A 26,394-nucleotide genomic window follows, 5' to 3' on the forward strand; every position below is an offset into this window, starting at 1 on the left:
TTCCCGCGAAGGCGGGAATCCAGAGCCACAAGCGCTGTCCTTCGACGCACTGGACCCCCGCCTCCGCGGGGGTGCTGGCAGCCGCCCATGACCACCGTCCTCACCCGCTACGCCGCCCTCATCGCCACGGGCGAACTCCGCCCCGACCCGGAGCAGCAAGCCGCCGCCCGCCACCTCGACGCGCTCGCCACCGCGCTCGAAGCGGTGCCGACCAGGGGCAGCATCCTCTGGCGCCTCACCCGCGCCAAGCCCGTCCCACCACGCGGTCTCTACCTCTGGGGCGGGGTTGGGCGTGGCAAATCCATGCTCATGGACCTCTTCTTCGACCAGCTGGACATCCGCCGCAAACGCCGTGTCCACTTCGCCGAGTTCATGCTGGAGGTCCACCAGCGCATCGCCGAGGAACGCCGCAAGGAAGCCGGCGACCCGATTCTCCCCGTTGCTACCGCGCTCGCCGACGAGGTGCGCCTGCTCGCCTTCGACGAGATGATGGTGACGAATTCCCCCGACGCGATGATCCTCTCGCGCCTCTTCACCGCGCTCCTCGAAGCCGGCGTCACGGTCGTCGCCACCTCGAACCGCGCGCCCGACGATCTCTACAGGAACGGCCTCAACCGCGAGCATTTCCTGCCCTTCATCGCGCTGCTCAAGGACCGTCTCGACGTCGTCGCACTCAACGGCCCCGTCGACTACCGCCGCGACCGCCTTGGCCGCATCGACACCTGGCTCGTCCCCAACGGCGCGCAAGCGACCGCCACGCTATCCGGCGACTTCTTCCGCCTCACCGACTTCCCGGTCGAGGACCGCGCCCACGTCCCCACCGCCGACATCCCCGTCCAGGGCGGCCGCACGCTCCATGTGCCGAAAGCGCTGAAAGGCGTCGCCGTCTTCAGCTTCAGGAAGCTGTGCGGCGAAGCGAAGGGCGCCGCGGACTATCTCGCCATCGCCCGCCGCTTCCACACCGTCATCCTCGTCGGCATCCCCAAGCTCGGCCCCGAAAACCGCAACGAGGCCGCGCGCTTCGTCGCGCTCATCGACGCGCTCTACGAACATAAGGTCAAGCTGCTCGCCGCCGCCGACGCGGAACCCGCGGCGCTCTATGAAAAGGGCGATGGCGCCTTCGAATTCGAACGCACCGTCAGCCGGCTGGAAGAGATGCGCTCGGAAGAGTATCTCGCCCAGAGCCACGGCGGCTGAGCGCGTCGATCCGCGCCGCGAGCCAGCGGCGCAGCGGCGGCTCCGCCCAGCGCACGATGGCAATCGCCACGCACAGCGCGAGCGCGGCGGTCCCCAGCATCGCTAAATGCCCCTCGACGCCGTGCTGCGTCAGCCAGAGGATGACGACGAACCCCGCCTGCTGATGGATCAGATAGAGCGGGTAGGTCGCCAGACCAGCGATCTTCAACGGACCGCTGCCGATCCATCGGGCCAGCGGTGCCTGCAAGGCGCCCGCCGCCGCGATCGCGCACACGCCCGCTGCGAAAATGCCGAGCGGCAGCGCGGGGCCGGCGGGCAGCGTCAGGCCTGTGGCCATGAAATGCGCCTGGCTCACGATCTCGATCGTGCCGGCGACCAGCCCCACTCCGAGCGTCAGCATGCGCAGCGGCGTGATCCCGGCGCGGATCGTCCAAAGCGCGATCCCGATCGCGAAGAAGGCGCCGTGCGTCACCAGCAACAGGTCGAGCATCTTGGATTCGACCGCCGGCACGAGTCCTGTCGCGCGCGACAGCCACCAGACGGCGCTGATGATCGCCAGTCCCGCGCCGATCGCCTCGACCGCACGGCGCCGGCCGCCGCAATACAGCGCCAGCGCCACCAGGCCGTAGAAGCTGACTTCGATGCCGAGCGTCCAACTCGACGGATCGGCCTGCTTTACGAACGGGTCGAACACGATGCTCGCGCTCCACCGCGCCAGCACGACCGGCCAGGCGAAGATGCCCGCCGCGAGCGCGACCACGCTGGTGATCGACGCGCAGAGCCATGCCGCCGGCACCAGCCGCAACGCGCGCCGGCGCAGGAAACTGCCAGCCGCACCCTGCTCGGCCGAAATGGCGATGACATAGCCCGAGACGACGAAGAACAGCTCCACGCCGATCCATCCGGCCCAGCTCCATCCCGCCCAGTCGCGCGGCAAAGCGACCTCGCCCGCCCACATCGGCGCCACGATCGGTAGCATCGCCGCATAATGATGCGCGACGACCAGCAGAGCGCAAAGGAAGCGCACCGCGTCGATGGCAAGGATCTGGTCGGATCGGGGCTGGCTCACCGCGCCATCCTGCCCGCCGCTTGATTAAGACGGGGTATATCAGCGCAATCGCTATTGCGAACCATGTGCGATAACAATGTTAATGCCTGCCCTTTAGCGGTTGCCCTGCCTGCACAAAGCGCGTAGGCGGCGTGACCATTCACGCTTCCCGCACCGCTTGCTTTCAAGGACTCGTCATGGCTCGCAAGACAATCGCGCTGATCGGCGCCGGCAATATCGGCGGCACGCTCGCGCACCTCGCAGCACTCAAGGGGCTCGGCGACGTCGTCCTCTTCGACGTGGTGGAAGGCGTGCCGCAGGGCAAGGCGCTCGACCTCAGCCAGTGCGCGCCCGTCGAGGGCTTCGACGCGAAGATCACCGGCTCGAACGACTATGCCGACATCGCCGGCGCCGACGTCGTCATCGTCACCGCCGGTGTCGCCCGCAAGCCCGGCATGAGCCGCGACGACCTGCTCGGCATCAACCTGAAGGTGATGAAGGCGGTCGGCGAGGGGATCAAGGCCAACGCCCCGGGCGCGTTCGTCATCTGCATCACCAACCCGCTCGATGCGATGGTGTGGGCGCTGCGCGAATTCTCGGGGCTGCCGCACCACATGGTCGTCGGCATGGCGGGCGTGCTGGACTCGTCGCGCTTCAGCCACTTCCTCGCCGAGGAATTCGACGTGTCGGTGAAGGACGTGACGAGCTTCGTGCTCGGCGGCCACGGCGACACGATGGTGCCGGTCATCAGCTACTCGGCCGTTTCGGGCATCCCGGTCCCCGACCTCATCAAGATGGGCCGCTCGACCCAGGAAAAGATCGACGCGATCGTCAAGCGCACCCGCGGCGGCGGCGGCGAGATCGTCGCGCTGCTGAAGACCGGCAGCGCCTATTACGCCCCGGCGACCAGCGGCATCGCGATGGCCGAGGCGTATCTCTACGACCAGAAGCGCGTCCTGCCCGCGGCGGCCTATGTCGACGGCCAGTACGGCGTGACCGACCTCTATGTCGGCGTGCCGGTGGTGATCGGCGCGGCCGGCGTAGAGCAGATCGTCGAGATCGCGCTGGACGACGAGGCGAAGGCGAACCTCGGCGTATCGGTCGACGCGGTGAAGGAACTGCTGGTGGCGTGCAAGGGGATCGATGGGTCGCTGAACTAAGGGGGCTTGTATCCCCGCGGAGGCGGGGATCCAGACTGGGCTCCCGCCTTCGCGGGAGCACAAGGGAGCGCAATGCTGATGAACAAGCCCGGCTTCGCCTACATCATGGCAAGCGGGCGAAACGGCACGGTTTACATCGGAGTGACCAGCGATCTCGCCGCGCGGGCGTATCAGCATCGTAACGGCCTGGTCGAGGGTTTCACCAAGAAATACGGCTGCAAATATCTCGTCTGGTACGAGGCACATGACGATCTGGAAGGCGCGCGATATCGCGAGCTCCAGATGAAGAAATGGAACCGGCAGTGGAAGCTGACGGAGATTGAACGAATGAACCCCGGCTGGGACGATCTGTTCGAGTTATTGTTTTGAAGCTTCCTTGTGCTCCCGCGAAGGCGGGAGCCCAGACTGGGTCCCCGCCTTCGCGGGGACACAAGGTAGAGATGGAGACAGAATGAGCATCCTCGTCGACAAGAACACCAGGGTCATCACCCAAGGGATGACCGGCGAAACCGGCAGCTTCCACACGAAGGCGGCGCTGGACTACGGCACGCAGATGGTCGCCGGCGTCACGCCGGGGAAGGGCGGCACGACCCATCTCGACCTGCCCGTCTACGACACCGTCGCCGAGGCCGTGGCGAAGACCGGCGCGACCGCGAGCGTGATCTACGTCCCGCCCCCCTTCGCCGCGGATTCGATCCTCGAGGCGATCGATGCCGAGGTGCCGCTGATCGTCACCATCACCGAGGGCATTCCCGTGCTCGACATGGTGAAGGTGAAGCGGGCGCTCTCGGGCTCGAAATCGCGCCTCATCGGCCCGAATTGCCCCGGCGTGCTGACGCCGGGCGAGTGCAAGATCGGCATCATGCCGGGCAGCATCTTCAAACAAGGTTCGGTCGGCGTCGTCAGCCGCTCGGGCACGCTCACCTATGAGGCGGTGTTCCAGACGACGAACGCCGGCCTCGGCCAGACGACCGCGGTCGGCATCGGCGGCGATCCGGTCAACGGCACCAACTTCATCGACGTGCTCGAACTGTTCCTCGCCGACGACGCGACGACCTCGATCATCATGATCGGTGAGATCGGCGGTTCGGCTGAAGAGGAAGCCGCGCAGTTCCTCCGCGACGAGGCGAAGCGCGGGCGCAAGAAGCCGATGGCGGGCTTCATCGCCGGCCGCACCGCACCTCCGGGCAGGCGGATGGGCCATGCCGGCGCGATCGTCTCAGGTGGCCAGGGCGGAGCGGAAGACAAGATCGCGGCGATGGAAGCGGCCGGGATCAAGGTGGCGGCGTCGCCCAGCGAGCTGGGGTCGACGCTGCTGGAAGTACTCAAGGGATAACCCTCATTGTACCCCCGCGAAGGCGGGGGTCCAGTCTGGGTCCCCGCCTTCGCGGGGACACAAAGGACCCGGGACATGGGCTACGAAGGTCAGGATTTCAGCGACATCGCCGCCGGCGTCAGCCCGGCGTTCGTCGAGGCGCTGTATGCGCGGTTCAAGGCGTCGCCCGACACGGTCGAGCCCGGCTGGCGCGGCTTTTTCGAGGGGCTGGAAGGCTCCGCGCAGGGGCCGAGCTGGGCCAACATCGCCTGGCCGCTCAAGACGACGGACGATCTGACCGCCGCGCTCGACCCCACCCAGATGGAGCCCGCGCCCAGGCCCGCAAAGCCCGGCGCCAAGCCTGCAGCGCCCGCCGCCGACGCTGCTCCCAAGGTCGACGTCACCAAGGCCGCGGCCGACGCCATCCGCGTCCAGATGCTCATCCGCACCTACCGCGTGCGCGGGCACCTCGCCGCCAATCTCGATCCCCTCGGCATGGCGCGGCAGGAGCTTCCGGCCGATCTCAGCCCCGCCTATCACGGTTTCTCGGACGCCGATCTCGATCGCCCGGTCTATCTCGGCGGCACCCTCGGCCTGCAATGGTCGAGCGTTCGCGAGGTCGTCGCGATCCTCCAGCGCAACTATTGCGGCTCGGTCGGCCTCGAATACATGCACATCGCTGATGTCGAGGAACGCGTGTTCCTCCAGGACCGCATGGAGGGCAAGGACAAGGCGATCGAGTTCACGCCAGAGGGCAAGAAGGCGATCCTCACCAAGGTGATCGAAGGCGAGCAGTGGGAGAAATTCCTCGGCCGCAAATATGTCGGCACCAAGCGCTTCGGCCTCGACGGCGGCGAAAGCATGATCCCCGCGCTCGAAAGCGTCATCAAATATGGCGGCGCGATGGGGGTGAACGAGATTGTGTTCGGCATGGCCCACCGCGGCCGGCTGAACGTCCTCGCCAACGTCATGGCGAAGCCGCTGCGGGTGATCTTCCATGAATTCGCCGGCGGCTCCGCTAACCCCGACGACATCGGCGGATCGGGCGACGTGAAATACCATCTCGGGACCAGCACCGACCGTCAGTTCGACGGGATCAAGGTCCATATGTCGCTCGTCGCCAACCCGAGCCACCTCGAGGCGGCGGACCCCGTCGTCCTCGGCAAGACGCGCGCGATCCAGACGATCGCGGACGATCTGGAGCATCACTGCAAGTCGCTTCCCGTCCTCATCCACGGCGACGCGGCGTTCGCGGGACAGGGGATCGTGTGGGAATGCCTCGGCTTCTCCGGGGTGCGCGGCTACAACACCGGCGGCTGCATCCACTTCGTCATCAACAACCAGATCGGGTTCACGACGAGCCCGCAGTTCGCGCGCTCCTCGCCTTATCCGAGCGACGTGGCGAAGGGCGTCCAGGCGCCGATCTTCCACGTCAACGGCGACGATCCCGAGGCGGTGACCTTCGCCTGTAAGATGGCGATCGAGTTCCGCCAGAAATTCCACCGCGACATCGTCATCGACATGTGGTGCTACCGCCGCTTCGGCCATAACGAGGGCGACGAGCCGAGCTTCACCCAGCCGCTGATGTACGATCGTATCCGCCAGCACCCGCCGGTGAGCAGCATCTACGCAAAGCGATTGGTCGAGGAAAAGGTCGTCGACCAGGCCTGGGTGGACGAGAACGTCAAGCAGTTCACTACGCTGCTGGAGGGCGAGTTCGAGGCGGGCGCCGCGTACAAACCCAACAAGGCCGACTGGTTCGGCGGGCGGTGGTCCGGCCTCGGCGCCCCCGCCGACCCCGAAACCGCGCGCCGCAATATCGAAACCGGCGTCGAGAAGAAGCTGTTCGATGCGCTCGGCCGCACGCTGACGACCGTTCCCGAAGACCTTGCGATCCACAAGACGCTTGGCCGCGTCCTTGATGCCAAGCGGGCGATGTTCACCAGCGGCGCCAATTTCGACTGGGCGACCGGCGAAGCGCTGGCCTTCGGCTCGCTGCTCTCCGAAGGCTACGGCGTCCGCCTGTCGGGGCAGGATTCGGGCCGCGGCACCTTCTCGCAGCGCCACGCCGTCTGGGTCGATCAGACCGACGAGCACAAGTTCGTCCCGCTTTCGACCGTCGAGCACGGCCGTTTCGAGGTGCTGGACAGCACGCTCAGCGAATATGGCGTGCTCGGCTTCGAATATGGCTATGCGCTCGCCGACCCCAAGACGCTGGTATTGTGGGAAGCGCAGTTCGGCGATTTCGCCAACGGCGCGCAGATCATGATCGATCAGTTCATCGCGAGCGGCGAAGCCAAGTGGCTGCGCGCCAACGGCCTCGTCATGCTGCTGCCCCACGGCTATGAAGGGCAGGGGCCGGAGCATAGCTCGGCGCGCCCCGAGCGCTTCCTGCAACTGTGCGCGGGCGACAACATGCAGGTCGCTAACTGCACCACCCCGGCCAATTATTTCCACCTGCTGCGCCGGCAGATGCACCGCACCTTCCGCAAGCCGCTGGTCATCATGACGCCGAAGTCGCTGCTGCGTCACAAGCTCGCGGTCAGCCAGGCGAGCGACTTCATCGGCGATACGCACTTCAAACGCATCCTCTCCGACACCAACGGCGCGGCGGACACCGAGACGAAGCGCGTCGTGCTGTGCACCGGCAAGGTCGCCTACGACCTGATCGAGGCACGCGACGCGGCGGGTGATGCGAACACCCAGATCATCCGCATCGAGCAGCTCTATCCTTTCCCGGGCGAGCCGCTCGCCGCGCGCCTGAAGAAGATGCCCAACCTCGAAGAGGTCGTGTGGGCGCAGGAAGAGCCGAAGAACAACGGCTACTGGTTCTTCGTCGAACCCTTTATCGAGGCGTGCCTGGCGGACGCCGGCAGCAAGGTGGCCCGCGCCCGCTATGCCGGCCGCACCCCCTCGGCCTCGCCCGCGACGGGGCTGATGAAGCGCCATCAGGCCGAACAGGGCGCGCTGGTCGCCGACGCGCTCGGCCACAATGTCCGCGAGGAAATCCGGCGCACGCGCAAGACTTGATCCTATCTTGTATCCCCGCGAAGGCGGGGATCCAGCCTGGGCTCCCGCCTTCGCGGGAGCACATTGAAACGGAAGCGAACATGGCAACCGAAGTCACCGTCCCCACGCTCGGCGAATCGATCACCGAGGCAACGCTCGGCGAATGGCTCAAGCAGCCCGGCGATCCGGTGCAGGCCGACGAGCCTATCGCGAGCCTGGAAACCGACAAGGTCTCGGTCGAGGTGCCATCGCCGGTCGCGGGCGTCATGGGCGCCCACGCGGTCCAGGTCGGCGATACCGTCCAGGTCGGCGCGATGATCGCCACGGTCGAGGCCGGTGGCGGCGCTCCCGCGCAGGCCGCCGCACCTGCGCCGGCAGCCAGCGCGCCTGCCGAGGCCGTACCCGCCGCAACCGCCGGGCAGCAGGCTCCCGCCGAACCCGCCGGCGACACCCCTGCCGCGCTCAGCCCCTCGGTCCGCCGCGCCGTCCTCGAACACGGCGTCGACCCCGCGACGATCCAGGGCACCGGCAAGGACGGCCGCCTGACCAAGGAAGACATCGCCGCCGCCGCCTCGTCCAAACCCGCCCCCACACCGACGCCCGCGGCGCCAGCCACCCCGTCGGTCATCGCCTCCACCGGCCGCAAGGAAGAGCGCGTCCGCATGACGCGCCTGCGCCAAACGATCGCCAAGCGCCTGAAGGAAGCGCAGAACACCGCCGCGATGCTCACGACGTTCAACGACGTCGACATGACCGCGGTCATCGCCGCGCGTGCCAAATACAAGGACCTGTTCGAAAAGAAGCACGGCGTCCGACTCGGCTTCATGGGCTTCTTCGTGAAGGCCGCGTGCATGGCGCTGAAGGACATTCCGTCGGTCAACGCCTCGATCGACCGCGACGACATCGTCTATCACGATTATGCCGACATCTCGGTCGCGGTGTCCTCGCCCGGCGGCCTCGTCGTCCCCGTCATCCGCGACGCCGACCAGATGTCGGTCGCGACCGTGGAAAAGACGATCGGCGACTTCGGCAAGCGCGCCAAGGACGGCACGCTCAAAATGGACGAGATGAAGGGCGGCACCTTCACCATCTCGAACGGCGGCGTCTTCGGCTCGCTGATGAGCACCCCGATCATCAACCCGCCCCAGTCGGCGGTGCTGGGCCTCCACCGCATCGAAGACCGCGCGGTGGTGGTGAACGGCCAGGTCGTCGTCCGCCCGATGATGTATCTCGCACTCAGCTACGACCACCGCCTGATCGATGGCCGCGAGGCGGTGACGTTCCTGGTGGCGCTCAAGAACGCGATCGAGGACCCGACGCGGATTCTGATCGATTTGTAATTCCATGTATCCCCGCGAAGGCGGGGATCCAGACTGGGCTCCCGCCTTCGCGGGAGCACATCAAGGTGACACGAAATGGCTGACTACGACTATGACGTCCTCGTGATCGGCGCCGGCCCGGGCGGCTATGTCGCCGCGATCCGTGCCGCACAGCTCGGCTTGCGCACCGCCTGCGCCGAGAGCCGCGAGACGCTGGGCGGGACGTGCCTCAACGTCGGCTGCATCCCGTCCAAGGCGATGCTCCACGCGTCGGAATATTTCGACGCCGCCGCGAACGGCACGATGGCGAAGATGGGCATCAAGGTCACCCCCGAGCTCGATCTCGACACCATGCACGGCCAGCGCCGCGATGCGGTGAAGCAACTCACCGGCGGCATCGAGTTCCTGTTCAAGAAGAACAAGGTCACCTGGCTCAAGGGCCGCGCCAGCTTCGAGGACGCCCACACCGTCAGCGTCGGCGATCAGAAGGTCACCGCGAAGAATATCGTCATTGCCACCGGCTCCTCGGTCACCCCGCTGCCGGGCGTCGAGATCGACCAGAAGGTCGTCGTCGATTCCACCGGCGCGCTCGAGCTCGCCAAGGTGCCTGAGCACATGGTGGTCATCGGCGGCGGCGTCATCGGGCTTGAGCTTGGGTCGGTCTGGCGCCGCCTCGGCGCGAAGGTGACGTGCGTCGAGTTCCTCGACCAGATCCTCCCCGGCTTCGACGGCGAGGTCCGCAAGGAATCGAACAAGATCTTCAAGAAGCAGGGCATCGAGTTCAGGCTGTCCACGAAGGTCACCGGCGTTACCGTCGATGGCGACAAGGCGACCCTCACCCTCGAACCCGCCGCGGGCCCTTCGACAGGCTCAGGACAGGCTGCGACCACGATCGAGGCTGATTGCGTCCTCGTCTCGATCGGCCGCAAGCCCAACACTGACAGCCTCGCGCTCGACAAGATCGGCCTCACCCCCAATCAGCGCGGCCAGATCGAGACCGACCACGATTTCCGCACGAGCGTCGACGGCATCTGGGCGATCGGCGACGTCATCCCCGGCCCCATGCTCGCGCACAAGGCCGAGGACGAAGGCATCGCGGTCGCCGAGAACATCGCCGGCCAGCACGGCATCGTGAACCACGACGTCATCCCCTCGGTCGTCTACACTTGGCCAGAAATCGCCGGCGTCGGCCTCACCGAGGAAGCCGCAAAAGAACGCGGAGAGGTTAAGGTCGGCAAGTTCCCGATGATGGCGAACAGCCGCGCCAAGACCAATCACGAGCCCGACGGCTTCGTAAAGATCATCGCCGATGCGAAGACCGACCGCGTCCTCGGCGTCTGGTGCATCGCCAGCGTCGCCGGCACGATGATCGCGCAAGCCGCGCAGGCGATGGAGTTCGGCGCGACGAGCGAAGACATCGCCTATACCTGCCACGCCCACCCCACGCACAGCGAGGCGATCAAGGAAGCCGCAATGGCCGTTGCGGGAAAACCAATCCATATCTAAGCCTTAGGGATGACGATTGCCGGCCACCCCGTTGCCAGATCATCGACGGGGCTGACCGCGGCGGGCATCGTCGGCGGCACCGAGGCGCCGGACATCGATTCCCGCGTCTTCGCGATGGGGCCGGGCATGGCCATCCGCTACGATCGCCCGGCCGACGAAATCGCGGGGTCGATCACCGGCTACCACCTCTACGCCGCGCACGGGCCGCAGGTGATGGGGCAGAAGGACTGGTTCCTTCCCGGCACCGCCAATGTCCGCATCACGCTCGGTGCTGGCCCCGTCTCGGTCCGCATCGGCAACCGCCATTTCGATCCGATTCCCCAGGTCTCGCTCTTCGGCCCGACGAGCCGCGTTCTGGAGGCGGTCACGCATGGCGGCGTGATGATCGGCTTCGGCATCAACGCGCTAGGCTGGTCCCGCCTGTTCCGCCGCTCTGCGCAGGATTTCCACAACCGCATCGTGCCCTTCGATGCGATCGCCGGCGAAGCGCTCTCGCGCCGCCTGGTCCATGAACTCTCCGCCGCGCCCGACGAGCACGCGGTCAAGCCGATCCTCGACGCCATCCTCTCGCCGCTGCTCGGCCCGGAGCCCGACGACGCGGCGCTGATCCGCCATCTCATGGCGCTCGTCGTCGATCGCGAGATGGCCGGCCTTACCCAGCTTGCCGAGGCGACCGGCGTCCCCGGCAGCAAGCTGCGCCGCGTCGCGCACCGCAATTTCGGCATGACGCCCAAGCTGCTGCTACGCCGCACGCGGTTCCTGCGGTCGTTCCTCGCGATGTTCCAGACCGGCGACGCGACCGACTATGCGCTGGTCGAGGATGCCTATTTCGACGCCTCGCATTTCCTGCGCGATGCCAACACCTTTCTCGGCACCACGCCCCGCCGCTTCATGGCGCGCGAGACGCATTTCCTGAACGCCAGCGTCCGCGCGCGGGGCGCCGTCCTCGGCACGCCGACCCAGGCGCTGCATGTGGTCGAGGCGAACCGGTCGCGACCCGCTTGAAATTACCGGGAATTGCGCGATAGCAGCGCGGTATCGAAGCGGCGGGGGCGCAGTGGACCGTAACATCCTGATCGCAGGCACCGCCGGCGACGCCGCACAGCCGGGCATGCCCGCGGGCACCCGCGTGTCCTATTTCCAGCCGGCGCCCGACTTGCGCACCGCGATCACCGGCTACAACGCCTATGCTGCGCTGTCGGACGAACCGCGCGTCGATCGTTTCCTGCCTGCGCCCGCGATGCTCTGCGTCAGCGTCGATGCCGGGCCGGTCACGGTAGAGATCGGCCGCCACCGGTTCGATCCCGTCGCCACCGCCAGCCTCTATGGCCCGACCACGCGGCCGATGCGGATCACCTCGCGCGGCGGTGGCATGATCGGCATCGGCATCTCGCCGATCGGCTGGGCGCGACTAACCCGGCGCGCCGCGACCGATATCCAGAACCGCGTCGTCCCGGTCACCGCCTTGCTCGGCGAACGGCTCGCCGACCGGCTGGCGCGCGATCTCGCCGCGACGAAGGTCGTTGCCGATATCGCCCCGACGCTCGACGCGGTCCTTGCGCCCCTGCTCGCCAAGCCATACCCGGAAGAGCCGCTGATCGCCGCGCTCGCCGCCGTCATCGTCGCGGATGGCGATCCCGACATCGGCACGGTCGCCGCGATGCTCGGCGTCCCCACCGCGAAGCTCCGGCGCACCGCGATGCGTTATTTCGGGATGACCCCCAAGCTGCTGCTGCGCCGCGCCCGCTTCCTGCGATCGTTCCTGCGCGACAACGGGCTGGACGGCACCGGGCGAAAGGGCGAGATCGACCGCAGCTATTTCGATCAGTCCCACTATCTGCGCGACGCGCAGACCTTCCTCAACACCACCCCCCGCCGCTTCCTGATGGAGGAGCATGTGTTCCTCATGGGCAGCCTCCACGCCCGCGCCGCCGCGCTGGGGGCGCCGACCCAGGCGCTGCACGCGGTCGAACGCGACGCGGCCTGACGGCACTTACAACGCCCAGTTGACCTCCAACCACAGCTTGTCGGTATCCGTCGCGAACTGCTCCGCACGATACCGGGCATAGCGCGCCTGCACCGTCGTGCGCCCGCGCTTCACGCTGGCAAGCAAGTCCCACTCGCTGCCATAGCGCTGGTCCAGCCGGTCGCTGCGGAACCGGTGATATGTCGCCGACAGCCCCGCGCCGCTGAACGGCCCCAGCCTCTTCCACGCGAGGCCTGCGGTGCCATACAGATCGCGCACGCCATCGGGCGGCGTGGTCGTGAACTTGTCGGCCCAGCCCTGGAACTTGAACAGCGCGGAGAGCGGCGCCTGCACGCTCGTCAGCGCGCGGCCGTCGTCGGCGCCGAGCACTTCATGCCCCGCGGTGAGCGAGACGATGCCGAGACTCGCGGTCGCCTCGACAAGCCAATAGTCGGCGGTGAAATCCAGCGGATTGCGGTGCCAGTCGCTCTGCCGTGCCCAACTGGCGGCATAGGCGATTGCGGCGTTCGGCCCCAGCGCCCGCGTGCCCGCAAGGCGAACACCATAGGTCTGGCTGGACAGGCGGAATCCCTGCACCGCCGGGTCGTCCTGATCGACCAGATAGCCGAAGCCCGTCAGCGTGCCGACCGGTGTCTGTAGTCCCGCGAGCGCGAACAGATTGTCTCCACCGATCGCCTGCGGTCGCGCACCGCGCCCGTCGATCCCGTTGGTCGTCCGGTCGGACCATGCATAGGTCACGTCGGTGAACAGGCGCTTCGGATCGCCCCACTGGGCGCGCGCAGCATCGAAGGTTCGCTGATTCTGGCGGAAGGCGCCCGATCCGACAAAGCGCTGGTCGGCGAGCTCGATCACCTGCCGCCCCACCGTCGCGGTATAGTCACCACCCCGATAGCGAAGCTGCGCCCGGTTGAGTTCGATATTCTGCGGATCGGCGACGATAGGATAGCGGGTGAGGCCGTTAGTGTTGCTATCGTAGCGCTCGACGATGGCAAGCGTCGCTTCGGTCTCGACCAGTGCCTGAAAATGCCCGGCATCCGCGCGAATGCCGGAACGGATGCGGGCGGTCGCTGCTTCCGCCCGGTCGGCAATCCCGGCCTGCTCGACCTGTCCATAGCGCAGCCGGACATCAAGCAGCGGCGAGAGGCGGATGTCCTGCGCCGACGCCGCGCTGCCAAGCAATGCCGCCGCCGTGAAGGTGACCCCGCGGATGACCGGCCGGACAGGTTCGTGCCTCATCGCTCGTCGCATAACCGGACACGACCCGGCGCGACAGTCCCGCACCGCTCGCGGCACGTCCCGCAAGAACGGCCCAAGGCCTCGAAAGAAGTCGACCTGCCACCCACCGTCATTCCCGCGAAGGCGGGAATCCAGACGGGCTGGCTGTGGTCAAGTCTCACCTCCACCAGCGGCTATGGATTCCCGCACTTGCGATTATGAGGGGCTGGATGCCTCGGCCTGCGTTCAGCGGGCTTTAGTCAGGCGTGCACTGGCCGTCCTGGCAGGCCGGTGGATCATAGGTCCAGCCGCCATCGACGAGGCGGCAGTCATACACCGTCTCGCCGGCCTTGGTCGCGACCTTCGCCGCTGCCCTGCATTCCGACCACGTTCCGTACAGATGCGTGTAATGGGCGGCGAACGCAGCGGACGAGCCGGCCATGCCGGCTAACGCCACTGCTGCAATCATCAGCTTTTTCATGGTGCTATCCTCTCCTCGCTCCCCGGTGAGCAGTGAGAGATATACCCGATTCGGCCGTTATATGCGCCGACCCTACGGCCGATGCACCCCCACGCAAACGAAGTAGTTCGTTATCGCCGTGCCGGCCGGGCGACGGCTTACGTTGCCATCATCCCTTGCGGTCGCGCAGCCGCTGCAGGAATGCGTTCGCAGCGGCACTGACCGCATCGACCACCTGATCGACATTGGCGTCGATCCCCGCGCGGCCCGGCGTCGCCGCTTCCGGCGGACGAGGGGGTTCGGGCGGGCGAGGGGGCTCTGGCGGATGATGCGGCTTGGCGTGATCGGCATGCGCCTTGGTCGCCTTCGCCGCTGCTGCGGTCGCGACCGCGGCCAGCCCCATCGCGAGCATCTCCCGCCCCTTGGGCGAATTGGCCGCATCGATCGCGCCGCCGATCAGCGTCTCGCCCTTGCGGCGAAGCTCCTTGGGAATCTTCACGCCGCCGACGGACTTGGGCAGCTTTACCTTCTTCGTCTTCGCCATGATAACTCTCGCGCTTGTGTGTCACGAAGATAATACACGCACGCCCCCGCGCAAGGCCCATGACGTAAATGTCACCCGCCGCTCATCGCTCCGCCACGCTGGCGGGTCGATGGTGGCGCATCACCGACCAATGGAGAATTTCTATGCGCAAGGCCTCCGTATTCCTGACCGCCGCCGCCGCCCTCCTGCTCGCCGCGGGTCCCGCCGATGCCAAAGGCTGCCTGAAGGGTGCCGCGGTCGGCGGCGTCGGCGGGCATTTCGTCGGGCACGGCCATGCCGTTGCGGGCGCCGCGATCGGCTGCGCGGTCGGTCATCACCGCGCCAAGGTCGCCGCGCGCAACGCCGCTCCCGCAAAGCACTGATCGATCCGCCGTCCAGCCGGGCGTGGCGCGTCCCGGCTGGCAAAATAAGCGCGGCGTTCCCATCTCCTGCTCTGGCCTCCCGCTCAGAACAGAAGTAGAACCAGCCGCATGCTGACTCACATTACGAAGCATCGGTGTTCCGAATGCTGACCCACATAAGCGTCCGCGGCGCCCGCGAGCACAATCTCAAGGACGTCTCGGTCGACATCCCGCGCGACACGCTCACCGTCATCACCGGTCTCTCGGGGTCCGGCAAGTCCAGCCTCGCCTTCGACACCATCTATGCCGAGGGGCAGCGCCGCTATGTCGAGTCGCTCTCGGCCTATGCGCGCCAGTTCCTCGAGCTGATGCAGAAGCCCGATGTCGATCATATCGAGGGGCTGAGCCCCGCCATCTCGATCGAGCAGAAGACGACAAGCCGCAACCCGCGCTCCACCGTCGCGACCGTCACCGAGATCTACGATTACATGCGCCTCCTCTGGGCGCGGGTCGGCATTCCCTATTCGCCCGCGACCGGCCTACCGATCGCGGCGCAGACCGTCAGCCAGATGGTCGACCGCGTCATGGCGCTGCCCGAGGGTACGCGGCTGTATCTGCTCGCGCCGGTCGTGCGCGGTCGCAAGGGCGAGTATCGCAAGGAACTCGCCGAGTGGCAGAAGGCGGGCTTCACCCGCGTGCGCATCGACGGCGAGCTCCACGAGATCGACGAAGCGCCTGTGCTCGATAAGAAATACAAGCACGATATCGAAGTCGTCGTCGATCGCCTCGTCGTCGGCCCCGACATCGCCACCCGCCTCGCCGACAGCTTCGAAACCGCGCTCAAGCTCGCCGAGGGCCTCGCCTATGTGGACTTGGTCGACACGACGGTGGCGGAAGCCACCTCCGCCGTTCGCCCTGAGCTTGTCGAAGGGCCGTCCTTCTTCTCTTCGGCCGACGAGAAGAAGGACGGTGCTTCGACAAGCTCAGCACAAACGGGAAGCATGAAAGGCGCCGGCGTTCCCGAAAACCGCATCGTCTTCTCCGAGAAATTCGCCTGCCCCGTCAGCGGCTTCACCATCGCCGAGATCGAACCCCGCCTCTTCTCCTTCAACGCCCCGCAAGGCGCGTGCCCGGCGTGCGACGGCCTCGGCGAGAAGCTGATCTTCGACGAGGACCTCGTCGTCCCCAACCACGCGCTCAGCATCAAGAAGGGCGCGGTGGTGCCGTGGGCAAAATCCAACCCCCCGTCGCCTTATTACATGCAGGTCCTCGGCAGCCTCGCCAAAGCCTACGACTTCAGCCTGGAAACCCCCTGGGCCGACCTGCCCGAGGACGTCCGCAGCGTCATCCTCCACGGCACCCGCGGCAAGCCCGTCACCCTGACCTTCGTCGACGGCCGCAAGTCCTACGACGTGAAGAAGCCGTTCGAGGGCGTCATCGGCAACCTCAACCGCCGCTTCCTGCAGACCGAATCCGCCTGGATGCGCGAGGAACTGAGCAAGTATCAGTCCGCCCAACCCTGCGAGACCTGCCACGGCGCCCGCCTCAAGCCAGAGGCGCTGGCGGTCAAGATCGGCATGCAGGACATCGCCCACGCGACCCACCTCTCGGTCGTCGATGCGCTCGCCTGGTTCGAGGCGATCCCCGCGCACCTCACGCCCCAGCAGAACGCCATCGCCGAGCGCATCCTGAAGGAAATCCTCGAGCGCCTCGGCTTCCTCAACAATGTCGGCCTCGATTACCTCAACCTCGACCGCACCTCCGGCACCCTCTCCGGCGGCGAGTCCCAGCGCATCCGCCTCGCGAGCCAGATCGGCAGCGGCCTCTCGGGCGTGCTCTACGTCCTCGACGAACCCTCGATCGGCCTCCACCAGCGCGACAACGACATGCTCCTGAAGACGCTCCGGCGCCTGCGCGACCTCGGCAACACCGTCCTCGTCGTCGAGCATGACGAGGACGCGATCCGCACCGCCGATTACGTCATCGACATGGGGCCGGGCGCCGGCGTCCACGGCGGCGAGATCGTCGCGCAGGGCACGCTGAAGCAGCTCCTCAAGTCGAAGAAGAGCATCACCGCCGATTACCTGAACGGCACCCGCGAGGTCCCCGTGCCGGCCAAGCGCCGAAAGGGCACGGGCAAGAAGCTCACCGTCTCCGGCGCCACCGCGAACAATCTGCGGGGCGTCACCGCGTCGATCCCGCTCGGCACTTTCTGTTGCATCACCGGCGTCTCGGGCTCGGGCAAGTCCTCGCTCACCATCGACACGCTCTACGCCGCCGCCGCGCGCGAACTGAACGGCGCGCGCATCCTATCGGGCAAGCACGAGAAGATCACCGGCCTCCAGCATCTCGACAAGGTCATCGACATCGACCAGTCGCCGATCGGCCGCACCCCAAGATCGAACCCCGCCACCTACACCGGCGCCTTCACCCAGATCCGCGACTGGTTCGCCGGACTCCCCGAGGCCCAAGCGCGCGGCTACAAGCCCGGGCGGTTCAGCTTCAACGTCAAGGGCGGCCGGTGCGAGGCGTGCCAGGGCGACGGCGTGCTCAAGATCGAGATGCACTTCCTCCCCGACGTCTACGTGACGTGCGACGTCTGCCACGGCGCGCGCTACAACCGCGAGACGCTGGAGGTGAAGTTCAAGGGGTTGAGCATCGCCGACGTGCTCGACATGACGGTCGAGGACGCCGCCGAGTTCTTCAAGGCCGTCCCCCCCATCCGCGACAAGATGGCGATGCTGGTCGAGGTCGGGCTGGGCTACGTAAAGGTCGGCCAGCAGGCGACGACCCTCTCGGGCGGCGAGGCGCAGCGCGTGAAGCTCGCCAAGGAACTGTCGCGCAGGGCCACCGGCCAGACCCTCTACATCCTCGACGAGCCGACGACGGGCTTGCACTTCGAAGACGTCCGCAAACTCCTCGAAGTCCTCCACGCGCTGGTCGAGCAGGGCAACACCGTCGTGGTGATCGAGCACAACCTCGACGTCATCAAGACCGCGGACTGGGTGATCGACCTGGGTCCGGAAGGCGGCGTGAAGGGCGGGGAGATTGTGGCGGAAGGCGTGCCCGAAACGGTAGCGAAGGAGCCGCGGAGCTTCACCGGCCGCTATCTGAAACCGCTGTTGGAGCGCGCGACCGGGGGCAAGCCTGCCCTGAGCGAAGCCGCCGCGTGAGCGGCGGCGTAGTCGAAGGGCCGGAAGCGGTCGCGAAGGGGCCGCGGAGCTTTACCGGGCGCTATCGGGCGCCGTTGTTGGGAAAGCGGGAGGCTGTGGCAGCGGAGTGAAACCCTGGCGATCGGAATTCGAAGCCGCACTGCGCATGTTTGCGCGGGCAAGCGGTGCGATGAAGGAGCGGGCATTCGAGGCCCCGATCCTGGTCGGCGGCGCCGCAGCCGAGCTCTACTCCGGCAGCGCCATCAACACCGGCGACTTCGACGTGGTGACGAGCCGGCAGGACGCATTCGAGGACGCTCTTGTCGCGCTGGGTTTCGAGCGACCGATCGGCAAGGGCCACACCTTTACGGGAATGTTGCATCCGGCGTTGAAGCTGGGTTTCGAGGTCGTGTCGAGCGTCCTGCTCGATGGCGCGGCGGATCGCGAGCGCGTCCGCATCTTCACGCTTGGCAAAGACGGGATCGTGGCGGTGATTGCGCTCGAAGACATGATCGCGGACAGGCTCGGCCAATATGCGTCGGGAACAGCGCCCGAGATGCTTCAGCAGGCACGGCTGCTGTTCGCGCTTTCAGATCGGCTCGACCTCGCCTATTTGGAATGTCGCATTCACCAAGAAACGGTTGGCGATTATGGCCTCGCAGCGCTCAAAGACTCCTGATACCATGTCATTGGAAACGTTCGGTCGTGGTCTCGCCCGCCGTCGCGCCGAACTGGGCAATCCGGAGCTGCCCCGAAATGCGGGCAATCGGCGCACATCCGCCAAGCGCACGCTGCTGAAGGCGATCGAGGAGGCGGGCGGGAATTGGTGATGATCTCACTTCTCCCGCAATCCATCTTGGCAATGGGTGGATGACGACGAGCATTCAGATCGGCAGACACGTTGTATCGTATTTGATTAATCCTTCGGCCTGTTCAGCCGCAATGTCCGTTTTGTGAGCCGCCTTACTTCGACACCCTGCATCGCGCGGTTCAACCGCTGAGCGATTTGCTCCGGCGTCTTCTTGGTCCTTGGCCTTGCGTCCAGTTTTTTATGATGCTTCTCGACCACAGCACCTGCCGCTAGCTTCGCGGCTAACTTCTTTTGTTTCCTTTCAGCCTTAACGGCAAGACGCGCCTTCCGTTCTGCTTTCTCCTGCGTGATGCGGTCTGCGAGGGCATGCTGCTGTGCCTCACGGTTCGCGGCACCGCGCCGATGACCGGAGAACCATCCACTCGACCATGGCCCGATGATGGTTGACCCGCCATTGTAGCCACCTCGCCCCATGGAATCACCCTTTGTCGCTCGGCCGTCGCGCGCCGGAAACGTCTTCGACGTGCAATCACACCACGGCCATGACATTCCTTGGCGCGGCGCTGCTCAGTCCCTTCGGCCTGCCCGTCCCCGCTGAAATCAGTGCCCAACGTTCGTGACGGACGTTTGAAAGAAAGAATCAATCTCGACCTTCGCTGCTGCGCTTGGGGCAGTGACGCGGCCCTCAAACGCCTCGTGCGCAGCCGCAAACTCATCGGCAACGAATGTCGCGATGAGGTTGGGCAGCGGTCCCTGTCCCAACTCACGGGTCTGTGCCTTGCGAGCGATCAGATCGTCCGTCATCGCCATGACGTCGCTTGGCGGATCGCACTCGGCCATCAGCGTCGGAAAGTGCATCGGTGGGATTGCTGCGTCAGGATGCAGCCGAAGCCAGCGCAACGCCGCGGCAGGGCGAAGCGCATAGAACAGCTTCTTGGTCGCCACGCTCTTGCCGTCGCCGAAGTAGGTGCGGCGCTGCCGCTCGCCTAAGTGAAGATAGTGGCGACCGATCGCTTGGCGATCGACGTGTCGAGATGCCAGGTCGAGCAGGGCGTCACGAAATGTTGGCTCGCCACGATAAATCAGCGGGGACCGTAGCCACCCTAGAACGACTGCGTTGCCCTTCAGCATTAGCCGCAGCGCTTTCGCCAAATCCCATCCATTCACGTCGAGATCGCCGATCAGTGGCGTTTCGATAACGTCCCGCTGCGGCCAAATCGAAAGATATGCAGGTTCGCGCCGCACGTAGATGAAACGGCAATCGTAATCGCTGTCTGGTGATGGGAAACCCCAGGCGCGGCTCCCGCTCTCGATTGCCCAAGGAATTCGCACGGTTTCGTCTCGGACGATCGCGTCAAGTGTCGCGTCGATTTCAGCGACGGTGTTTGGAGCGAATTCTGGCGGGATCGTGCGCATCATCAGCACATAGCCTAGAGGCCCCGCCGCGGGAGTAAATCCCGCGTCGTCGGACGGGTCGGCTGCGCCGCCCGCCGGCCGGGCTTGCCCGCGCCGTTGCGCGGCGCTCGATTTAGCATTCGCTAAATCTTCGCGTTTGCGCGCCGTGTCCTACACGCGCTTTCTGCGATAAATAGTCACCCCGTTTACACATGGGGGAGGGGTCGGTTGAGGGGACGGTTCACGCCGCTGACGCGCGAGGAGCATGAAGCGGCCATGGCGCGCCACGCGCGGCTGGCGCGATCGACCGACGCAGCGCTCAACGCGGGCATCGATGCGATCCAGAAGGGCGGCGACGTTGCGGCCGCGATGCGCGAGGCGACGCGCGCGGTGCTGCCGCCCGACGAGTTCCGGCAATGCTATCCCGACGAAGAGCCGGAGGGCCGCACCTTCGACGCCGCCACCGCCGGTCGCCCGCGCCTCGCCGCACCCGGCTGGACCGTGGATCGCCAGCGCGCCTTCCTCGTCGCGCTCGCCGAAAGCGGGTCGGTGCGCCATGCCTGCGCCGCGGTCGGAATCTCGCGCCAGGCCGCCTATGCGCTGCGCCGGCGCGAGCCCCATTCGGTCTTCGCGATCGCGTGGGACACCGCGATCCAGATGGCGCGCCAGGCGCTGCTCGACGAAGCGACCGAGCGCGCGCTCTCGGGCCGCGAGGAGCCGGTGTGGTTTCGCGGCGAGCAGGTCGGCACGCGCACCGTCCACAACGACCGGCTGCTGATGTTCCTCCTCGCCCACAAGCCGGAACCCGCGCACCCCGTCCTCTCCGCGCGTGAGTTGACCCAGCTCTGGCCCGCGATGCTGGAAGGGGTCGATCGGGTCTTGCCGCCGCCGCTTTCGCCCGATCGGCTGGCGGAACTCGATCCCGCGGGCGGGGGCACAACATCTGGGGGAAGGGGAGGGGTGACGCTACCGTGGGTGGTGTAAAGCGTGTCAACTTGGGGGTGGCCGACTTGGGCAAAGCCCAAGCCGTCGGTCGGCGCTTTGGCGCCGCCGGCCGGTCGAGGGGATGCAGCGTGCCTGCGGCCGCTGCATCGGCGCATTGCGCCTTCCCCTCGACATATAAAGATATCTTTATATTTGATCTGTTGCCTGCGAGCCGCTATCTGCGCGGGCATGTCGATCGGCGGTAAGGCGCCTTGGTCGGCCCAATCAACCTGGAGAATACCCCGTGGCAACCGTGCTCGACCGCACCACGAACGACTATGTCATCAAGGACATAGACCTCGCCGATTTCGGCCGCGCCGAGATCAACATCGCCGAAACCGAGATGCCGGGCCTGATGAGCCTGCGCAGCGAATTCGGCGCATCGCAGCCATTGAAGGGCGCCCGGATCACCGGCTCGCTCCACATGACGATCCAGACCGCGGTGCTGATCGAGACGCTGACCGCGCTCGGCGCCGACGTCCGCTGGGCGACGTGCAACATCTTCTCGACGCAGGACCACGCCGCCGCCGCCATCGCCGCGACCGGCGTCCCCGTCTTCGCGGTGAAGGGCGAGAGCCTGGCCGACTACTGGAACTATGTCGGCGACATCTTCAGCTGGGACGGCGATGTGGACGGCCAGACCGCGAACATCATCCTGGACGACGGCGGCGACGCGACGATGTTCGCGCTGTGGGGCGCCAAGCTCGAAGCCGGCCACACCATGCCCGAACCCGAGAATGAGGAAGAGGTCGAGATGCAGCGCGCGCTCAAGGCGTTCGTCGCGAAGAAGCCCGGCTATCTGACGCAGACGGTCAAGAACCTGAAGGGCGTGTCGGAAGAAACCACCACCGGCGTCCACCGCCTTTACGAGATCGCCAAGAAGGGCGAGCTGCCCTTCCCCGCGATCAACGTCAACGACAGCGTCACCAAGTCGAAGTTCGACAATCTCTACGGCTGCAAGGAATCGCTGGTCGACGCGATCCGCCGCGCGACCGACGTGATGCTCGCCGGCAAGGTCGCCTGCGTCGCCGGATTCGGCGACGTCGGCAAGGGCTCGGCGCAGTCGCTGCGCAACGGCGGCGCCCGCGTGATGGTGACCGAGGTCGATCCGATCTGCGCGCTGCAGGCGGCGATGGAAGGCTTCGAGGTCGTGACGATGGAGGAAGCGGTGACCCGCGCCGACATCTTCTGCACCGCGACCGGCAACGCCGACGTCATCACCGCCGATCACATGAAGGCGATGAAGCCGATGGCGATCGTCTGCAACATCGGCCATTTCGACAGCGAGATCCAGATCGCCGCGCTGTCGAACTACATCTGGACCGAGGTGAAGCCTGGCACCGACCTCGTCGAGTTCCCGGACGGCAAGCAGATCATCGTGCTGGCCAAGGGGCGTCTCGTGAACCTCGGCTGCGCGACCGGCCATCCGTCGTTCGTGATGTCGGCAAGCTTCACCAACCAGACGCTCGCCCAGATCGAGCTCTGGACCAGGGGCGAGAACTACAAGAACGAAGTCTACGTCCTGCCCAAGCACCTCGACGAAAAGGTCGCGGCGCTCCACCTCGAAAAGCTGGGCGTGCATCTGTCGAAGCTGACCCCGAAGCAGGCCGGCTATATCGGCGTGCCGGTCGATGGTCCGTTCAAGCCGGATCACTATCGCTACTGAGCCAACCGGGCGATCGCGGAGACGCGGTCGCCCCAGTTCTTTGAAAAGTAAGGAAACGATCAACGTCGTGCTGGCGCGCTCGGCGCCGTCTTCGGCAAGACGCCGATTGGTCGGGGAAAGAGGATTCGAACCTCCGGCCCCTGCCTCCCGAAGGCAGTGCTCTACCAGGCTGAGCTATTCCCCGACCGAGGTGCTTGCCGGCGCGTGGCGCCGGGCTGGCAGGCCGCGGCTTATATCAGCGAACGTCGGCGGCGCAAGCGCTCACGTGACGGCTTTTCGCGCAGCCAGCATCGCCTCGATCCGGGTGAATTTCTCCCGCGGCGATCCCGCGCGGGCGTTGGCGATTTCGGCTTGGTCAATACCTTGCCAGTCGCGGAACGTGACGATCTCGACGCCGCGCTCGGTCAGCAGCGCGTCGAGGCCTGTCCGGCCTTGCTTTGTGCCGGCGTCGGGCAGATCGGCGGCGATGTGTTCGGCGATCAGGAAGCCATCGGGGCGGTTGGTGCCGATCGTCCCAGTCGGCCCGCGCCGCGCCCAGCCGACCGCGTAGAGGCCGGGCGCGATCCGCCCGTCCTCATTGGCGAACCGCCCGAGCTTTGCGTCATACGGCACACCGGGGATGGGCGGGGTGCGATAGCCGATGCACGAGATGACGAGATCGGCGGGGATCGCGTAGGTGTCGCCGGTCGCGACCACGCTGCCGTCTGCATCGAGCCGCGTGCGTTCCACGACGACGCGTTCGCACCGCCCATCGCCTTCGATCCTCACCGGACTGGCGAAGAAATCGAAATCGATCGCGATCGCGTCTGGCGCGCTTTCGTGCGGCGCCGCAAATTCGCGAAGGTGCGCGACCGCCTTGCGCTGGCCGGGATCGAGTTCCGCGTCGGCTTCGATCGGCGGCAAGTCATCGGCATCGACCCGGGGCGTCGCACGCGCCAGACAGCCGAGTTCGCCGAGTTCCTTGGGTGTCATCGCGATGTGATGCGGGCCGCGCCGCGCAAGGATCGTGATGCGGCGGATCGCATGACCGCCAAGCGCTTCGAGCGCGTGGCCGACGATGTCCGATCCGTGAAATTCGTCGGCCGACTTGGCGAGGATGCGCGCGACGTCGAGCGCGACGTTCCCCGCGCCGACAATCACCGCATCGGCGCCGTCGAGCCGGGGCGCGAGACCCGCGAAATCGGGATGGCCATTATACCACCCGACGAACGCGGCGGAGCCGTGGACGCCAGACAGTGCATCGCCGGGAATGCCGAGCGGCTTGTCCGCTGGTGCTCCTGTCGCCAAGACCACCGCGTCGTAGAGCTGGAGCAGCTCCCCGGTCGACACATGCTCGCCCACGGTCACGTTGCCGACGAAGCGCACAGTGTCGCTGAGCGCGGTCGCTTCGTAGCGCCGGCTGACCGCCTTGATCGACTGGTGATCGGGCGCCACGCCCGACCGGATGAGGCCGTAGGGTACTGGCAACCGATCGATGATGTCGATGCGTGCCTGATCGCCGAATGCCTTCTGGCAAGCCTCCGCGGTGTAGTAGCCCGCCGGACCCGATCCGATCACCGCGATATGCCGCATCCCGACCCTCTCGTTACAGTTGAGGGGAGGATAGGGCGGGAGGGTCTGGGCGCAAAGCCCGCATTCACCGCGGGCTGGCAAGTCGGAGCGCATCCTGTAGCGTGCGGTTCGATGGCGACGATACACAGGCTGATCGCGACGGGCGCACGGATGGTCTGGCGGATCACGCGGCCGCGCACCCTTGGCGTGCGCGTGATCGTCCACGACGGCACCGGCCGCGTCGTGCTGGTGCGGCACACCTATTCGAGCGGATGGTATCTGCCGGGCGGCGGTGTGGAAAAGCGCGAGGCGGCGGCCGATGCAGCGGTCCGCGAGATCGCGGAAGAAACCGGATTGGCGGGCGTGACGATCGAGGGAGTCCAAGGCGTCTTCCACAATCTGCGCGAAGGCAAGGACGATCACGTCGCGGTCTTCGTCGCCCGCGCCACCGTCGGCGCACAGCCCGTTATTGCGGACCGGCGGGAGATCGCGGAGGTCGCCTGGTTCGCGGTCGATACTCTGCCGCATGACGTGTCGCCAGCAACCTCGCGCCGGATCGGGGAATGGATGGAAGGGCGCACGGGGTGGGGCAAATGGTGATCGCCGCATGAGCCCGCTCGAAATCACCGCGTTTCTGCTTGGCGTCGCGAATGTCGCGCTTGTCGTAAAGCGCAGCATCTGGAACTATCCGTTCGCACTTGCGATGGTCGCCCTCTACGCGGTGATCTTCAGCGACGCGAAACTCTACAGCGATGCGCTGCTTCAGGTGTTTTTCTTCGTGGTCAACCTTTACGGCTGGTGGAGCTGGGCGCGCGCCCGCGCCGATGCGGGCATCATCGTCGTCGAGCAAATGAGTGGTGCGGAGCGCGTAGCCTGGGTGGCGGGTATCACAATCGCGGCGGGCGCTTGGGGGTCGATGATGCACCGCTTGACCGATGCGAGCTACCCCTGGTGGGATGCGGCCATCGCGGCCGCCAGTATCGCTGCACAAATTCTGCTGGCGCGACGTAAGATTGAGAACTGGCTGCTGTGGATCGCGGTCGACATCGCTGCGATCGGACTCTACGCGGCGAAATCCCTTTGGTTGACGGCGGTGCTCTACGTGATCTTCCTCGGACTGTCGGTGTGGGGTTTGGTGGACTGGCGTGCAGCCGACAATCGGCGCGATAATTTCGCCGGCGCGTGCGAGGCCGCTGCATGACGGTGTTTCGCACCATCTGCCTTCACGGCCCCGAAAGCACCGGCAAATCGGAAATGGCGCCGCGGCTCGCCAACCATTTCGACGGGGTGTGCATTGCCGAGTTCGGGCGGGCCTATTGCGAGCGGTTCGGAACCGATTTGACCATGGCGGACCTTGTCGCGATCGCCAACGGCCATGACGCGAAGACGCGCGCCGCGGTTTCGACCGGACGCTTCCCAATCATTCTCGATACCGATCCGCTGATGACCGCAGTCTGGGCGGACATGCTGTTCGGCTACCGCGATGCGGCGCTGGACCGGTGGAACAACACTGCCGATCTTTATCTGTTGTTCGATATCGACCTGCCGTGGGTGGAGGATGGCACGCGGATGTTCGGGACTCCTGCGGCGCGCCAGCAATTTTTCGATCTTTCGAAGGCAGAGCTTGAGCGTCGCGGCGTGCCGTGGCGGCTGGTTGGCGGCAAAGATTCGCGCCGATTCCTCAATGCGCTCGCCGCGATCAAGGATGCTGAACGAACCGCGCTCGCCGCCTGA

Annotated in this window: 24 protein-coding genes and 1 tRNA gene; 18 read left to right on the forward strand and 7 right to left on the reverse strand. The window is 66.3% G+C overall.

Annotation, left to right across the window (positions count from 1 at the left end):
- Positions 1-87: 87 nt before the first annotated feature.
- A complete protein-coding gene (zapE, locus tag BOS5A_RS14885; RefSeq protein WP_151955684.1) occupies positions 88-1,197 on the forward strand; it encodes a cell division protein ZapE in 1,110 nt (369 codons plus the stop codon).
- On the opposite strand, the gene BOS5A_RS14890 is transcribed toward zapE, so the two are convergent.
- Positions 1,139-2,266 (reverse strand): acyltransferase family protein, encoded by a 1,128-nt coding sequence (locus BOS5A_RS14890; protein WP_151955685.1) that lies wholly within the window; start codon positions 2,264-2,266, stop codon positions 1,139-1,141. The genes zapE and BOS5A_RS14890 overlap by 59 nt on opposite strands.
- A 176-nt stretch (positions 2,267-2,442) precedes the next feature.
- On the opposite strand from BOS5A_RS14890, the gene mdh reads away from it, so the two are divergent.
- The 8 genes from mdh to BOS5A_RS14930 all read left to right on the forward strand — a co-directional run bounded on the left by mdh (position 2,443) and on the right by BOS5A_RS14930 (position 12,541).
- A complete protein-coding gene (mdh, locus tag BOS5A_RS14895) occupies positions 2,443-3,405 on the forward strand; it encodes a malate dehydrogenase (protein WP_151955686.1) in 963 nt (320 codons plus the stop codon).
- 78 nt (positions 3,406-3,483) lie between these two features.
- Positions 3,484-3,774, forward strand: coding sequence for a GIY-YIG nuclease family protein (locus BOS5A_RS14900; protein ID WP_151955687.1), 291 nt, complete (start codon positions 3,484-3,486; stop codon positions 3,772-3,774).
- 82 nt (positions 3,775-3,856) lie between these two features.
- Positions 3,857-4,741: a succinate--CoA ligase subunit alpha gene (gene sucD / locus BOS5A_RS14905; protein WP_151955688.1), complete on the forward strand. Its 885-nt coding sequence runs from the start codon at positions 3,857-3,859 to the stop codon at positions 4,739-4,741.
- A gap of 75 nt (positions 4,742-4,816) precedes the next feature.
- A complete protein-coding gene (locus BOS5A_RS14910) occupies positions 4,817-7,750 on the forward strand; it encodes a 2-oxoglutarate dehydrogenase E1 component (protein ID WP_151955689.1) in 2,934 nt (977 codons plus the stop codon).
- Positions 7,751-7,830: 80 nt separating this feature from the next.
- Positions 7,831-9,069, forward strand: a complete 1,239-nt coding sequence (gene odhB, locus BOS5A_RS14915) for a 2-oxoglutarate dehydrogenase complex dihydrolipoyllysine-residue succinyltransferase (RefSeq protein WP_151955690.1) — start codon at positions 7,831-7,833, stop codon at positions 9,067-9,069.
- Between the two features lie 75 nt (positions 9,070-9,144).
- Positions 9,145-10,554, forward strand: coding sequence for a dihydrolipoyl dehydrogenase (gene lpdA, locus BOS5A_RS14920; protein ID WP_151955691.1), 1,410 nt, complete (start codon positions 9,145-9,147; stop codon positions 10,552-10,554).
- A gap of 9 nt (positions 10,555-10,563) precedes the next feature.
- Positions 10,564-11,559 (forward strand): helix-turn-helix domain-containing protein, encoded by a 996-nt coding sequence (locus BOS5A_RS14925; RefSeq protein WP_151955692.1) that lies wholly within the window; start codon positions 10,564-10,566, stop codon positions 11,557-11,559.
- Between the two features lie 52 nt (positions 11,560-11,611).
- Positions 11,612-12,541: a DUF6597 domain-containing transcriptional factor gene (locus BOS5A_RS14930; protein WP_151955693.1), complete on the forward strand. Its 930-nt coding sequence runs from the start codon at positions 11,612-11,614 to the stop codon at positions 12,539-12,541.
- A 6-nt stretch (positions 12,542-12,547) separates the two neighbouring features.
- Here the strand turns inward: BOS5A_RS14930 and BOS5A_RS14935 are convergent, their stop codons facing one another.
- The 3 genes from BOS5A_RS14935 to BOS5A_RS14945 form a co-directional block, all read right to left on the reverse strand.
- Positions 12,548-13,777, reverse strand: coding sequence for a hypothetical protein (locus tag BOS5A_RS14935; protein WP_234419356.1), 1,230 nt, complete (start codon positions 13,775-13,777; stop codon positions 12,548-12,550).
- A gap of 235 nt (positions 13,778-14,012) precedes the next feature.
- On the reverse strand, positions 14,013-14,237 hold the full coding sequence (locus tag BOS5A_RS14940; RefSeq protein ID WP_151955694.1) for a hypothetical protein: 225 nt from the start codon (positions 14,235-14,237) through the stop codon (positions 14,013-14,015).
- Positions 14,238-14,385: 148 nt separating this feature from the next.
- Complete coding sequence (locus BOS5A_RS14945) at positions 14,386-14,760, reverse strand: hypothetical protein (RefSeq protein ID WP_151955695.1); 375 nt, start codon at positions 14,758-14,760, stop codon at positions 14,386-14,388.
- Positions 14,761-14,903: 143 nt separating this feature from the next.
- On the opposite strand from BOS5A_RS14945, the gene BOS5A_RS14950 reads away from it, so the two are divergent.
- The 4 genes from BOS5A_RS14950 (at position 14,904) to BOS5A_RS14965 (ending at position 19,083) form a co-directional block, all read left to right on the forward strand.
- Complete coding sequence (locus tag BOS5A_RS14950; protein ID WP_151955696.1) at positions 14,904-15,122, forward strand: hypothetical protein; 219 nt, start codon at positions 14,904-14,906, stop codon at positions 15,120-15,122.
- Positions 15,123-15,265: 143 nt separating this feature from the next.
- Complete coding sequence (uvrA, locus tag BOS5A_RS14955; protein WP_151955697.1) at positions 15,266-18,274, forward strand: excinuclease ABC subunit UvrA; 3,009 nt, start codon at positions 15,266-15,268, stop codon at positions 18,272-18,274.
- A gap of 169 nt (positions 18,275-18,443) precedes the next feature.
- A complete protein-coding gene (locus tag BOS5A_RS14960; protein ID WP_234419357.1) occupies positions 18,444-18,932 on the forward strand; it encodes a hypothetical protein in 489 nt (162 codons plus the stop codon).
- A gap of 4 nt (positions 18,933-18,936) precedes the next feature.
- Complete coding sequence (locus BOS5A_RS14965; RefSeq protein ID WP_234419359.1) at positions 18,937-19,083, forward strand: hypothetical protein; 147 nt, start codon at positions 18,937-18,939, stop codon at positions 19,081-19,083.
- 581 nt (positions 19,084-19,664) lie between these two features.
- On the opposite strand, the gene BOS5A_RS14970 is transcribed toward BOS5A_RS14965, so the two are convergent.
- Positions 19,665-20,483: a nucleotidyltransferase domain-containing protein gene (locus BOS5A_RS14970; RefSeq protein ID WP_199857390.1), complete on the reverse strand. Its 819-nt coding sequence runs from the start codon at positions 20,481-20,483 to the stop codon at positions 19,665-19,667.
- Positions 20,484-20,687: 204 nt separating this feature from the next.
- On the opposite strand from BOS5A_RS14970, the gene BOS5A_RS14975 reads away from it, so the two are divergent.
- Both BOS5A_RS14975 and ahcY read left to right on the forward strand, forming a co-directional pair.
- Positions 20,688-21,443 (forward strand): hypothetical protein, encoded by a 756-nt coding sequence (locus tag BOS5A_RS14975; protein WP_151955700.1) that lies wholly within the window; start codon positions 20,688-20,690, stop codon positions 21,441-21,443.
- A 253-nt stretch (positions 21,444-21,696) separates the two neighbouring features.
- Positions 21,697-23,109 (forward strand): adenosylhomocysteinase, encoded by a 1,413-nt coding sequence (gene ahcY / locus BOS5A_RS14980; protein WP_442800531.1) that lies wholly within the window; start codon positions 21,697-21,699, stop codon positions 23,107-23,109.
- Between the two features lie 107 nt (positions 23,110-23,216).
- Here the strand turns inward: ahcY and BOS5A_RS14985 are convergent.
- Positions 23,217-23,293: transfer RNA gene (locus tag BOS5A_RS14985), tRNA-Pro, on the reverse strand.
- A 77-nt stretch (positions 23,294-23,370) separates the two neighbouring features.
- Positions 23,371-24,681 carry an FAD-dependent oxidoreductase gene (locus BOS5A_RS14990; protein ID WP_151955702.1) on the reverse strand — a complete coding sequence of 437 codons (1,311 nt, stop codon included), beginning with the start codon at positions 24,679-24,681 and terminating at the stop codon, positions 23,371-23,373.
- 111 nt (positions 24,682-24,792) lie between these two features.
- Between BOS5A_RS14990 and BOS5A_RS14995 the strand changes: the two genes are divergently transcribed.
- Genes BOS5A_RS14995 through BOS5A_RS15005 form a run of 3 tightly spaced genes read left to right on the forward strand, consistent with a single transcriptional unit; the run spans position 24,793 to position 26,394 of the window.
- Positions 24,793-25,260, forward strand: coding sequence for an NUDIX domain-containing protein (locus BOS5A_RS14995; protein ID WP_151955703.1), 468 nt, complete (start codon positions 24,793-24,795; stop codon positions 25,258-25,260).
- A 7-nt stretch (positions 25,261-25,267) separates the two neighbouring features.
- On the forward strand, positions 25,268-25,861 hold the full coding sequence (gene pnuC / locus BOS5A_RS15000; RefSeq protein WP_151955704.1) for a nicotinamide riboside transporter PnuC: 594 nt from the start codon (positions 25,268-25,270) through the stop codon (positions 25,859-25,861).
- Positions 25,858-26,394: an AAA family ATPase gene (locus tag BOS5A_RS15005; RefSeq protein WP_151955705.1), complete on the forward strand. Its 537-nt coding sequence runs from the start codon at positions 25,858-25,860 to the stop codon at positions 26,392-26,394. Before pnuC ends, BOS5A_RS15005 begins: the two co-directional genes overlap by 4 nt.

Origin of the sequence: Sphingomonas sp. EC-HK361 (assembly GCF_902498785.1) — a bacterium.
GTDB lineage: Bacteria > Pseudomonadota > Alphaproteobacteria > Sphingomonadales > Sphingomonadaceae > Sphingomonas.

Excerpts from the sequence above, each read along its gene's own strand:
- BOS5A_RS14900 (WP_151955687.1), top strand. The coding sequence starts at position 3,484 with ATGAACAAGCCCGGCTTCGCCTACATCATGGCAAGCGGGCGAAACGGC.
- BOS5A_RS14965 (WP_234419359.1), top strand. The coding sequence starts at position 18,937 with ATGTCATTGGAAACGTTCGGTCGTGGTCTCGCCCGCCGTCGCGCCGAA.
- BOS5A_RS15005 (WP_151955705.1), top strand. The coding sequence starts at position 25,858 with ATGACGGTGTTTCGCACCATCTGCCTTCACGGCCCCGAAAGCACCGGC.
- BOS5A_RS14960 (WP_234419357.1), top strand. The coding sequence starts at position 18,444 with ATGAAGGAGCGGGCATTCGAGGCCCCGATCCTGGTCGGCGGCGCCGCA.
- sucD (WP_151955688.1), top strand. The coding sequence starts at position 3,857 with ATGAGCATCCTCGTCGACAAGAACACCAGGGTCATCACCCAAGGGATG.
- BOS5A_RS14910 (WP_151955689.1), top strand. The coding sequence starts at position 4,817 with ATGGGCTACGAAGGTCAGGATTTCAGCGACATCGCCGCCGGCGTCAGC.
- BOS5A_RS14970 (WP_199857390.1), bottom strand. The coding sequence starts at position 20,483 with ATGATGCGCACGATCCCGCCAGAATTCGCTCCAAACACCGTCGCTGAA.
- BOS5A_RS14995 (WP_151955703.1), top strand. The coding sequence starts at position 24,793 with ATGGCGACGATACACAGGCTGATCGCGACGGGCGCACGGATGGTCTGG.
- BOS5A_RS14950 (WP_151955696.1), top strand. The coding sequence starts at position 14,904 with ATGCGCAAGGCCTCCGTATTCCTGACCGCCGCCGCCGCCCTCCTGCTC.
- odhB (WP_151955690.1), top strand. The coding sequence starts at position 7,831 with ATGGCAACCGAAGTCACCGTCCCCACGCTCGGCGAATCGATCACCGAG.
- zapE (WP_151955684.1), top strand. The coding sequence starts at position 88 with ATGACCACCGTCCTCACCCGCTACGCCGCCCTCATCGCCACGGGCGAA.
- BOS5A_RS14990 (WP_151955702.1), bottom strand. The coding sequence starts at position 24,681 with ATGCGGCATATCGCGGTGATCGGATCGGGTCCGGCGGGCTACTACACC.
- BOS5A_RS14940 (WP_151955694.1), bottom strand. The coding sequence starts at position 14,237 with ATGAAAAAGCTGATGATTGCAGCAGTGGCGTTAGCCGGCATGGCCGGC.
- pnuC (WP_151955704.1), top strand. The coding sequence starts at position 25,268 with ATGAGCCCGCTCGAAATCACCGCGTTTCTGCTTGGCGTCGCGAATGTC.
- mdh (WP_151955686.1), top strand. The coding sequence starts at position 2,443 with ATGGCTCGCAAGACAATCGCGCTGATCGGCGCCGGCAATATCGGCGGC.
- BOS5A_RS14945 (WP_151955695.1), bottom strand. The coding sequence starts at position 14,760 with ATGGCGAAGACGAAGAAGGTAAAGCTGCCCAAGTCCGTCGGCGGCGTG.
- uvrA (WP_151955697.1), top strand. The coding sequence starts at position 15,266 with ATGCTGACCCACATAAGCGTCCGCGGCGCCCGCGAGCACAATCTCAAG.
- BOS5A_RS14925 (WP_151955692.1), top strand. The coding sequence starts at position 10,564 with ATGACGATTGCCGGCCACCCCGTTGCCAGATCATCGACGGGGCTGACC.
- lpdA (WP_151955691.1), top strand. The coding sequence starts at position 9,145 with ATGGCTGACTACGACTATGACGTCCTCGTGATCGGCGCCGGCCCGGGC.
- BOS5A_RS14935 (WP_234419356.1), bottom strand. The coding sequence starts at position 13,777 with ATGAGGCACGAACCTGTCCGGCCGGTCATCCGCGGGGTCACCTTCACG.